The following is a 9,251-nucleotide window of genomic DNA, read 5'->3' as shown; positions in this document are numbered from 1 at the left end:
ATCAGGCCTCGGCTTCCTCGTCGGCCGCTACGCCGTCTTCTTCAGCCTGCTCCAGTTCGGCAGGATCAACCCAGCCCAACATGATGCGTGCGGTCATGACCAGATCCTGCGCCTCTTCCAGCGTTATGCCAAAAGGCTCCAGAACGCCGTCATCCTTGATACGCTCACCATCAACTGTGGTCCAACCACCAGCCAGTTCCCAGTCAGCGCAGGTGGCAAAATCTTCCAACGTTTTCACGTCGTCCTTGGCCAGCGCTTCTACCATCTGGGGTGTCAGACCTTCGAATTCAATAAGGCTGTCCTCGACACCCAGCTCACGCGCTGCATCCAGCGCCGCTTTGGCCTGTGCTTCCAGGTGTTCACGCGCACGGGTCTGCAGTTCCTGCGCGGTGCCATCGTCGACGCCGTCAATGACCAACAGCTCGTCAAGCTCGACATAAGCGACTTCTTCCAGGTTGGTAAACCCTTCCGAGACCAGTAGTTGCGCAAAGAACTCGTCCAGATCCAGGCTTTCCATGAACAGGCTGGTGCGGGCTTCGAATTCTTTCTGACGGCGCGCCGATTCTTCGGCCTCGGTCATGATATCAATGTCCAGATTGGTCAGCTGGCTGGCCAAACGCACATTCTGACCGCGACGGCCAATGGCAAGGCTCAGCTGTTCTTCGGGAACCACAACTTCGATCTTGCCCGCTTCTTCATCCAGAACAACCTTGGACACCTCGGCAGGCTGCAGCGCATTCACCAGGAAGGTGGGCTGATCTTCGTTCCATGGAATGATGTCGATCTTTTCACCCTGCAGTTCATTCACGACGGCCTGCACACGGCTGCCGCGCATACCAACGCAGGCACCGACAGGGTCGATCGAGCCGTCATAGGAAATGACAGCGATCTTGGCGCGCGATCCGGGATCACGAGCAACAGCTTTGACCTCGATGATGCCGTCATAGATTTCCGGCACTTCCATCTTGAACAGTTCAGCCATGAATTCAGGCGCGGTGCGCGACAGGAAGATCTGGTGGCCACGAACCTCGCGACGAACTTCCTTGATATAGGCGCGCACACGGTCATTGGGGCGATAGCTTTCGCGGCCAATCTTGTCGTTGCGGCGCAGAACAGCCTCGGCACCGCCCAGATCGACGATGACATTGCCGAACTCTTCGCGCTTGACCGCACCGTTGATGATGGTACCTGCGCGATCCTTGAAGTCTTCGTACTGGCGATCGCGCTCGGCTTCGCGAACCTTTTGCAGAATCACCTGCTTAGCGGATTGCGCCGCGATCCGGCCCATTTCGACCGGAGGCACTTCTTCGACATAGACGCTACCGACTTCCGGCGCTTCCATGTATTGCTTGGCCTGCTCGACGGTCATCTCGGCCTGATAGTTCTCAAGCTCTTCATCCTCAACCACGGTGCGGACGCGGGTAAAGGTCGCTTTACCGGTCTTGCGGTCGATGCTGACGCGGATATCCATCTCGGCGCCGTAGCGGCTTTTGGCGGCACGGGCGAGCGATTCTTCCATCGCTTCGACAACCAGACCGGGGTCGATCATCTTTTCGCGGGCCACGGCCTCGGCGGTCTGCAGCAGCTCCAGCTGGTTGGCTGAGGTGATTGCCATCAGTTCGTCTCCTCTTCGGACCCTTCGGTCTCAATCTCGTCGAAAGCGTTTTCGTTCAGGGCACCGGCGTCCTTGCGCTGGCGCAGCATCTCTTTGATCAGATCATCGGTCAGGACCAGCTTGGCATCGCTTAGCCAGTCAAACTGCAAGCCGATGGTGATCGTCTCATCTCCCTCGGAGATATTGATCAAAACCTCATCACCTTCGGTCCCGGCCAGCTCACCTTTGAAGCGGCGGCGGCCGTCGATCAGTTCGGCGGTTTCAATCTTTGCCTCATAGCCCTCGAACATCTCAAAATCCTTGAGACGTGTCAGAGGCCGGTCGATGCCGGGGCTGGACACTTCCAGCGCATAGGCGTCAAGGATCGGATCTTCGACATCCAACGTGGCACTGACTGCGTTCGATATCTCGGCGCAATCATCCACTTCGATGCCACCATCGGGCTTGTCGGCCATGATCTGCAAGGTGGTCTGCTTGCCGCTCATCAGGCGGATACGGACCAGCTCATACCCCAGATCTTCGATCACTGGGGTGATGATCTCGGCCAGTCTCCGATCGATGGCAGCTTTGGCTATCAGTTCGTTTGTCATCAGCTACTCTACCCTGTCAGTCGGGCACAAAAAAACGGGCGCGCGGCCCGTCGAAATTCCCGGTGGAGCCCCAGACCAGAAGTCTGACACGCCGCTGTTGCAACTGCATATACGCAGGGTTTCCCGAGTCTGCAACCCCCGGCAGGAACCCTGACCGGAATTTACGCCAACCACCACCGTTCAGCGATGCGTCCGTCGTCCAGCGCGCGCGCGCCGCCGATCTGCTGGGGCATACCAACATGAGCAGCCGCCGCCAGCGCAATATCCGATTCGCTGGGGTGAAGGCGCAGACCGCGCAGCCCATTCAAGCCTTCGGATGATGGCAGGGCAGCAATATCCACATAGCCATCCCGCAATGCTTCGGCCCGGACGCGGGCATCAGGAATGACGATAATTTCAAAAGCATCCGCCCAGCCGGCCTGAGTGCTCTTATAATGGTCAACGACTTTGCGGCCCAGAAAGTGGCGATCATCCTCAGCCCGTTCGACACGGTAGCATCCGGTGCCATTGGCGATCTGCAGCGGTTTGACGCTCTGACCAGCCCGCGGGATGACAAATTGACTTTCGGCCAGCAGGAAAGGCAGGCCGGGATTAGGTTTGGCCAGTTCAAGGTGCAGCCGGTTAGGGGCCAGCGCTTCGGCGCGCCCGACTTCGGCCAAAACCGCCATCACATCAGCGATATCCAATGCTACGCCGTCGTGGAACACCGCATCATCGCGCAGATCAAACGTCCAGATCCGGGCATCCGTATCGGTCTGCCATCCTGTTGCCAGCTCACCTCGCAAGGTACCGTCCGGTGCGATTTCGGTCAGCGTGTCAAACACCGCCCCCCGTGCAACCTGTTCAAGACTGTCGTCACGCGGCACCGCAAGCCGCAGGGTTCCGCCCGGCTTGGGCGTATTCGCCAGTGAGGCGCCTGTTGCCGCCAACAGCGCCGCAGCGGCACCTGATGCAAACAACGCGCGGCGGTCAATGCGGGTCATGCTACCCCCTCAGCCACGCGGTTCATAATGCGGACCAGTTCGGCACTGATGCCGGGTTCAGACAGGGCGTGGCCCGCTTGACGGACCATCTTCAATTCGACATTCGGCCAGCGCTCGGCCAGGTTCCAGGCAGAATGCGGTGGGCAGATCATGTCATAGCGCCCCTGAACGATATGGCCGGGAATATGAGCGATCCGATCCATCTGCTCCAGAATCTGCCCGTCCTGATCAAGGAAAGCCCGATTGATGAAATAGTGATTCTCAAGCCGGGCAAAGGCGCGCGCATACTCACCCGGGCTTTCTCCGGTGGATCCGTTCGAATGGATTGACGCCAGCGCATTTTCCCAGGCGGACCAGGCCCGTCCGTACAGAACCTCAGTCGCCCGATCCCCTGAGAACAGGCGTTTGTTATAGGCCCCAATCGTGTCGGAAAGCTCAGTCTCGGAGAGCAGAGCGGTGAACTTGGACCATTGCTCGGGCCAGAACTTGCCCGCGCCACCACCATAGAACCAGTCCAGCTCGGCCTGCGTTGCCAGAAACACGCCGCGCAATATCAGCCTATTCACCCGGTCGGGATGCGCCTGCGCATAGATCAACGCCAGGGTTGCGCCCCAGCTTCCACCGAAAACGGCCCAGTCACTGATGTTCAACAGGGTGCGCAGCCGTTCGATATCGGCCACCAGATGCCAGGTTGTGTTGTCTGTGACCGACGCGTGCGGGCGCGAGCGTCCACAGCCTCTCTGATCAAACAGAATCACCCGAAAGACGTCCGGATCGAAATAGCGCCGCATTGCGGGGCTGCATCCGCCACCTGGGCCTCCGTGCAACACGACCACCGGCAGGCCATCCGGATTGCCGCATTGTTCCATATAGATAAGGTGACCATCGCCCACATCGACCATGCGCTGATCGAACGGGTCGATCGGCGGGTAAAGATATTGCACTGCGCGCTTTTGGTCCGGGTACTTGTCCATTATGGCCCTATATAGTCCTTAAACGTAAAAGAGCATACGGAGACAGGAATGCAAGCGCATCCGAACACGGTAGACCCGTCCGAGATCGCAAAATTCGAGGCGATGGCCGCCGAATGGTGGGACCCGCATGGGAAATTCAAGCCCCTGCATATGCTGAACCCCTGTCGTCTGGATTATATCACACAGCAAATCGCAGGCGAATTTGACCGTGATCTGAAAGCCCCGCGCCCGTTCGAGGGCCTGCGCCTGCTGGATATCGGATGTGGAGGAGGCTTGCTGAGCGAACCCATGGCTCGCCTTGGCGCCGAGGTCGTGGGCGCCGATGCCGCCGAGGGCAACCTGCCCGTCGCCCGCATCCATGCCGAGCAATCAGGGCTTGGGATCGACTATCGCCACACCACTGCCGAGGCGATGGCCGCCGCAGGTGAGCAGTTTGATGTGATTCTGAACATGGAGGTGGTCGAACATGTGGCCGACCCGCTCAGCTTTCTGACAGCCACGCGGGATTTGCTGAAACCAGGCGGGCTTGAGATTTGTTCGACCATCAACCGCAACCCGAAATCCTATGCGATGGCTATCTTTGGTGCCGAGGTGATCATGCGCTGGCTGCCGCGCGGCACGCATGAGTGGAACAAGTTCATCACCCCTGACGAGTTGTTCGACCTGTTGCGTCAAGCCGGGTTGGACCCGGTGGACCGCAAGGGTTTCGTGTTCAACCCGATACTATGGAGCTGGTCGATCTCTGACCGGGATTTGAGCGTGAATTATGTGACGGCGAGCGTGAAGCCGGGGTGAACCTATTCCCCCTCCAACTGCAATCGCAAATCCCGCAGCACGGGCAGCGTGCTGCGCACCCGCTCCAGCCCCAGCTCTCCGACCACGCGATTGATCAGCGGCGCAATAGAGGAGATCGCCTGATCCCGAGCACTCCGCCCAGCGGGGCTGATGGCGACCATCTTGCGGCGGGCGTCGTCCCAGTCGGGGCGGATGTGGATATATCCGGCCCATTCCAGCTTGGCCAAGGTATTGGTCATGGCACCTCGGGTCACGTGAAACGTATCGGCTAGCTGTGCCGGGCTGCGTTCGTTGCCGACAAAGACAAGATGGTTCAAAACCGAGAAATGCGAAATTTCCATGCCCCTGGGCAGCACCCGGCTGAGCCGGTTCCGCAATAACTGGTCTGCGGTCAGGATCTCGCTGAACAGCGTGACCGCGAGGGCATTGGTATCGTTTGTCATAGTCCAGATTCTGGATCAGGGGCCGTCAAAGGGACGGACATGTGTCAGCGAAGGCACGCGGCTTCGTGCTTCTGTAACAGAACTATCATCCAAATTGAAAAAGTGAATGCCCTGATCGGTCCCTGCGTCGATGACGACCTCTCCCCATGGGGCAACGACCATGCTGTGACCGTAGGTTTTGCGGGTCTTTCCCCTGGTTTTAGGGTGTTCACCGGTCTGCGCCGGGGCCAACACCCAGCATCCGTTTTCAATCGCCCGCGCCCGCAACAGCGACTTCCAATGGGCCTCACCCGTGACCGGTGAAAAAGCGGCTGGAACCGTCAGAATGCGCGCTCCAGCCTGCGCCAGAGATGCGTATAGTTTGGGGAAGCGGATATCATAACATATACTCAGACCCACCTTGCCGAAATCTGTCTCGGCTATGACCGCCCGTGTGCCGGGACGGTAGTTTTTGGACTCGCGAAACGTCTCGGCCTCGGACACCTGCACGTCGAACATATGGATCTTGTCATACCACGCCACGATCTGCCCCTGAGGATCAATCATGAAAGACCGATTGGCAAACCGACCATCCGCATCATGTGTTTTGATCGCCAACGAGCCGATCAATAACCAGATCCCCAGGCTCGCGGCCTGCTCGCGCAGCCCCGCAAGTGTCAGGTCGTCTTCTTCGTATTGCAGGATTTCCCGCTGCCGTGTGGACGAGGTGGACACGCAATTCGTCACCTCGGGCGTCAGAACGAACCGCGCACCCTGCCCTGCTGCTTCGGACATCAGGGCGCGCACCATTTTCAGGTTTTCAGCCGGATCATCCGACGAGGTGATCTGAAGCAGGGCGCTCTTCATCAGGCCGCCAGCAAACCGTCCAGCTTGCCCTGACGTTCCAGCTCATACAGGTCGTCGCATCCACCCACATGCTGCGATCCGATAAAGATCTGGGGTACGGTGCGCTTGCCACCGGCGCGCTGGATCATTTCAGGTTTGCGTTTTGGGTTCCTCAGCACATCGACTTCCTGAAACTCGACGCCCTTCTGATTCAACAGCCGTTTTGCAGCGTGACAGAAGCCACAAAGCGGCGAGGTATATATTTCTACCGATTTCATATTCCGTACCTTTGGGTTTCGCACAATCCTGGGCGAGTTAGGTATCCTTGGCAACGCGCGCTAGGGTCAACACAAAAATATGATTTGCCCCGGATGCACGACAGACACGTGCACATGAGGTCAATGTTGCGCCTGATGTCATGACATCATCGACCAGCAGAATATCGCGCCCCTGCATCTGCCGAAGCCGCCTGGGATGCGCTGCAATCGCATTCTCCAGCGTTTCCATGCGCTGTGCGGATGTTTTTCCATCCAAAACCGGCGTTCTTGTCCGTCGGACCAGAAGGTCCGGACAGGCCTCCAACCCGGTTTGCCGCCCCAGATGCTGCGCTAACAGGGCGGATTGGTTGTACCTGCGTTTCAGCAACCGGGACCAATGCAGCGGTACCGGCACGATCAGCATGTCCTCGCGAAACAAATCCCGACCCGCCAGGGCCATCCAGCGCGCCGCAGGGCGTGCAAGCTCGGGCCGGTCCCCATGTTTCAGAGCCAGAATCAGGGATCGCGCCTTGCCATCATACAAAAGCGCAGACCGCCCATCGCGCCAGGGGCGCGGCGTTTTCATACAGTCATCACATTCGATTCGGTGGCCATCGGCCTCACCCGGCAAGGGCACGCCGCAGCTTTCACATACAGCGCCACCGATAAAGGGCGTTTCACGCCAACAGGAGCCACAGAGGCCGAAATCCGCCTCGGTCAAATCACCGCATCCCAGACAGCGCGGGGGATAGATCATCTGGACAGCGGTTTGAATCCGCTGCCACATGCGATAGTTGCGCCCTATGAAACTGCCTGATTCCAACGCACCCTCACTGTTCGACCGCGCAATCCTTGCACGGCGTCGGTCCCGCGCACGGGAAGATGCCTTGTTCTTGCACCGTGCCACAATTGACGAGGTTCAGGATCGGCTCGCCTTGGTTAATAAAAGCTTTACGGCCCCGGCGATCGTGACCCCTTTTGCGCAAGTCTGGCAGGATGTGTTGCCAATGACGCGGATCATCCCGGATAACGAGGTGCTGGACCTGACCCCCGGTGCCCATGATCTGGTGATCCATGCCATGGCTTTGCACTGGGCCAATGATCCGGTTGGGCAGTTGATCCAGTGTCACCGCGCGCTGCAGCCTGATGGGCTGTTACTGGTGATCTGTCTGGGCGGTGAAACCCTGCAGGAACTGCGCGCCGCACTTGGGCAGGCCGAGGTTGAGGTCACGGGCGGCCTCAGCCCCCGCATCGCGCCTATGGCCGAGCTGCGCGATCTGGGCGGGTTGCTGCAACGCGCCGGACTGGCCCTGCCGGTTGCTGATACCGCGCGGCTGACGGCGGAATATCGCGATCTGACCCACCTGATGCATGACCTGCGGGCAATGGGTGAAACCAACAGCCTGCAAAACCGCATGAAACACCCCACAAACCGGCAGGTCTTTGCCCGGGCGCAAGACATCTATGCCAATCATTTCAGCACTGATCAAAAACGCCTCAAGGCGACATTCGAGCTGGTCTGCCTAACCGGCTGGTCGCCCGATGAAAGCCAGCCAAAACCGCTGCGTCCGGGCTCGGCCCAGATGCGGCTTGCGGATGCTCTGGGCGCAAGCGAAGGCAAACTGTCCGATTGACGAACGCGGAATTCCGGTTATCTCAGCCCGAAGCAAAGACATCTCAGGAAGTGAAACATGTTTGACGCCACACGCCCCGATCATGCCCCGGCGGATCACCCCAAAGTCAAAACGGGCCGCGTCGGCATCCTGCTGGCCAATCTCGGCACCCCCGACGATTACAGCTATTGGCCCATGCGCCGTTATTTGAACGAGTTTCTGTCGGACCAGCGCGTGATCGACTATCCCAAGTGGAAATGGCAACCAATCCTGCAGGGGATCATCCTGACCAAACGGCCCTTCAGCTCGGGTGAGGCGTACAAGTCGATCTGGAACCACGACAAGGGCGAAAGCCCGCTGATGACGATCACCAAAGAGCAGACCGCCAAGATGCGGGACGCGATGACGGAACGCTATGGCGACAGGGTCATGGTCGAGTTCTGCATGCGCTATGGCAACCCATCGACCAAATCAAAGGTCCGGGAAATGGTCGCAGCGGGCTGCGACCGGATTCTGTTCTTTCCGCTTTACCCGCAATACGCAGGCGCCACGACGGCCACGGCCAATGATCAGTTTTTCCGCGCCCTGATGGATGAAACGTGGCAACCCGCCAGCCGCACCGTGCCCGCCTATTTTGACGAACCCGCCTATATCGATGCTTTGGCCGGGTCTGTGGAAAAAGCCTATGCCGCGATGGAAGATAAGCCGGACATACTGGTCTGTTCCTACCACGGCATGCCGGAACGCTACCTGCTACAGGGCGACCCTTATCACTGCCAATGCGCAAAAACGACTCGGTTGCTGAAAGAAAGGTTGGGCTGGTCGGACGACCAGCTTGTATCAACCTTCCAGTCACGATTCGGCCCGGAAGAATGGCTCAAGCCATATACGGTCGACCACGTGGCCGAGCTGGCAAAACAGGGTAAGAAGAAGATCGCCGTTATCGCACCAGCGTTTTCCGCCGATTGCATCGAAACGCTGGAAGAGATCAACGAAGAGATCAAAGAGAGTTTTGAGGACGCGGGCGGCGAAAGCTTTACCTATATCCCATGCCTGAACGATGACGAATCGCACATAGCGGCCCTGGGCAAGGTGATCGAGGATAATTTGAAGGGTTGGCTGGACTAAGCCACCCAGTCCACTAGGCACAAAAAAA

At 58.7% G+C, this 9,251-nt stretch carries 11 protein-coding genes; 3 read left to right on the top strand and 8 right to left on the bottom strand.

What is annotated here, in order from left to right; all coding sequences use genetic code 11:
* Position 1: 1 nt before the first annotated feature.
* The 4 genes from nusA to pip all read right to left on the bottom strand — a co-directional run bounded on the left by nusA (position 2) and on the right by pip (position 4,162).
* Entirely contained in the window at positions 2 to 1,615 is a 1,614-nt protein-coding gene (nusA, locus tag AC2FH0_RS18835; protein ID WP_271950779.1) for a transcription termination factor NusA, read from the bottom strand.
* A complete protein-coding gene (gene rimP, locus AC2FH0_RS18830) occupies positions 1,615 to 2,205 on the bottom strand; it encodes a ribosome maturation factor RimP (protein ID WP_496697395.1) in 591 nt (196 codons plus the stop codon). The genes nusA and rimP overlap by 1 nt, the downstream gene beginning before the upstream one ends.
* Positions 2,206 to 2,366: 161 nt before the next feature.
* Positions 2,367 to 3,188 (bottom strand): ABC transporter substrate-binding protein, encoded by an 822-nt coding sequence (locus AC2FH0_RS18825; RefSeq protein ID WP_496694100.1) that lies wholly within the window; start codon positions 3,186 to 3,188, stop codon positions 2,367 to 2,369.
* Positions 3,185 to 4,162: a prolyl aminopeptidase gene (gene pip / locus AC2FH0_RS18820; protein WP_142638265.1), complete on the bottom strand. Its 978-nt coding sequence runs from the start codon at positions 4,160 to 4,162 to the stop codon at positions 3,185 to 3,187. Before pip ends, AC2FH0_RS18825 begins: the two co-directional genes overlap by 4 nt.
* A 48-nt stretch (positions 4,163 to 4,210) precedes the next feature.
* On the opposite strand from pip, the gene ubiG reads away from it, so the two are divergent.
* Positions 4,211 to 4,957, top strand: coding sequence for a bifunctional 2-polyprenyl-6-hydroxyphenol methylase/3-demethylubiquinol 3-O-methyltransferase UbiG (gene ubiG / locus AC2FH0_RS18815; RefSeq protein ID WP_142638267.1), 747 nt, complete (start codon positions 4,211 to 4,213; stop codon positions 4,955 to 4,957).
* A gap of 2 nt (positions 4,958 to 4,959) precedes the next feature.
* On the opposite strand, the gene AC2FH0_RS18810 is transcribed toward ubiG, so the two are convergent.
* Genes AC2FH0_RS18810 through AC2FH0_RS18795 form a run of 4 tightly spaced genes read right to left on the bottom strand, consistent with a single transcriptional unit; the run spans position 4,960 to position 7,269 of the window.
* Positions 4,960 to 5,400 (bottom strand): MarR family winged helix-turn-helix transcriptional regulator, encoded by a 441-nt coding sequence (locus AC2FH0_RS18810; protein ID WP_142638269.1) that lies wholly within the window; start codon positions 5,398 to 5,400, stop codon positions 4,960 to 4,962.
* A gap of 15 nt (positions 5,401 to 5,415) precedes the next feature.
* Positions 5,416 to 6,246, bottom strand: coding sequence for a carbon-nitrogen hydrolase family protein (locus tag AC2FH0_RS18805; protein WP_271950785.1), 831 nt, complete (start codon positions 6,244 to 6,246; stop codon positions 5,416 to 5,418).
* On the bottom strand, positions 6,246 to 6,503 hold the full coding sequence (gene grxC / locus AC2FH0_RS18800; RefSeq protein ID WP_142638273.1) for a glutaredoxin 3: 258 nt from the start codon (positions 6,501 to 6,503) through the stop codon (positions 6,246 to 6,248). The genes AC2FH0_RS18805 and grxC overlap by 1 nt, the downstream gene beginning before the upstream one ends.
* 37 nt (positions 6,504 to 6,540) lie before the next feature.
* Positions 6,541 to 7,269, bottom strand: coding sequence for a ComF family protein (locus tag AC2FH0_RS18795; protein WP_496790083.1), 729 nt, complete (start codon positions 7,267 to 7,269; stop codon positions 6,541 to 6,543).
* Between the two features lie 16 nt (positions 7,270 to 7,285).
* Between AC2FH0_RS18795 and AC2FH0_RS18790 the strand changes: the two genes are divergently transcribed.
* Together AC2FH0_RS18790 and hemH are read left to right on the top strand one after the other, a co-directional pair.
* Complete coding sequence (locus tag AC2FH0_RS18790; RefSeq protein WP_496790082.1) at positions 7,286 to 8,116, top strand: methyltransferase domain-containing protein; 831 nt, start codon at positions 7,286 to 7,288, stop codon at positions 8,114 to 8,116.
* A gap of 57 nt (positions 8,117 to 8,173) precedes the next feature.
* A complete protein-coding gene (gene hemH, locus AC2FH0_RS18785; protein WP_496743311.1) occupies positions 8,174 to 9,223 on the top strand; it encodes a ferrochelatase in 1,050 nt (349 codons plus the stop codon).
* Positions 9,224 to 9,251: the final 28 nt, after the last annotated feature.

This window comes from Ruegeria sp. CDSC051, from assembly GCF_059610665.1.
This window is presented reverse-complemented; position numbering and strand designations above follow the sequence as displayed.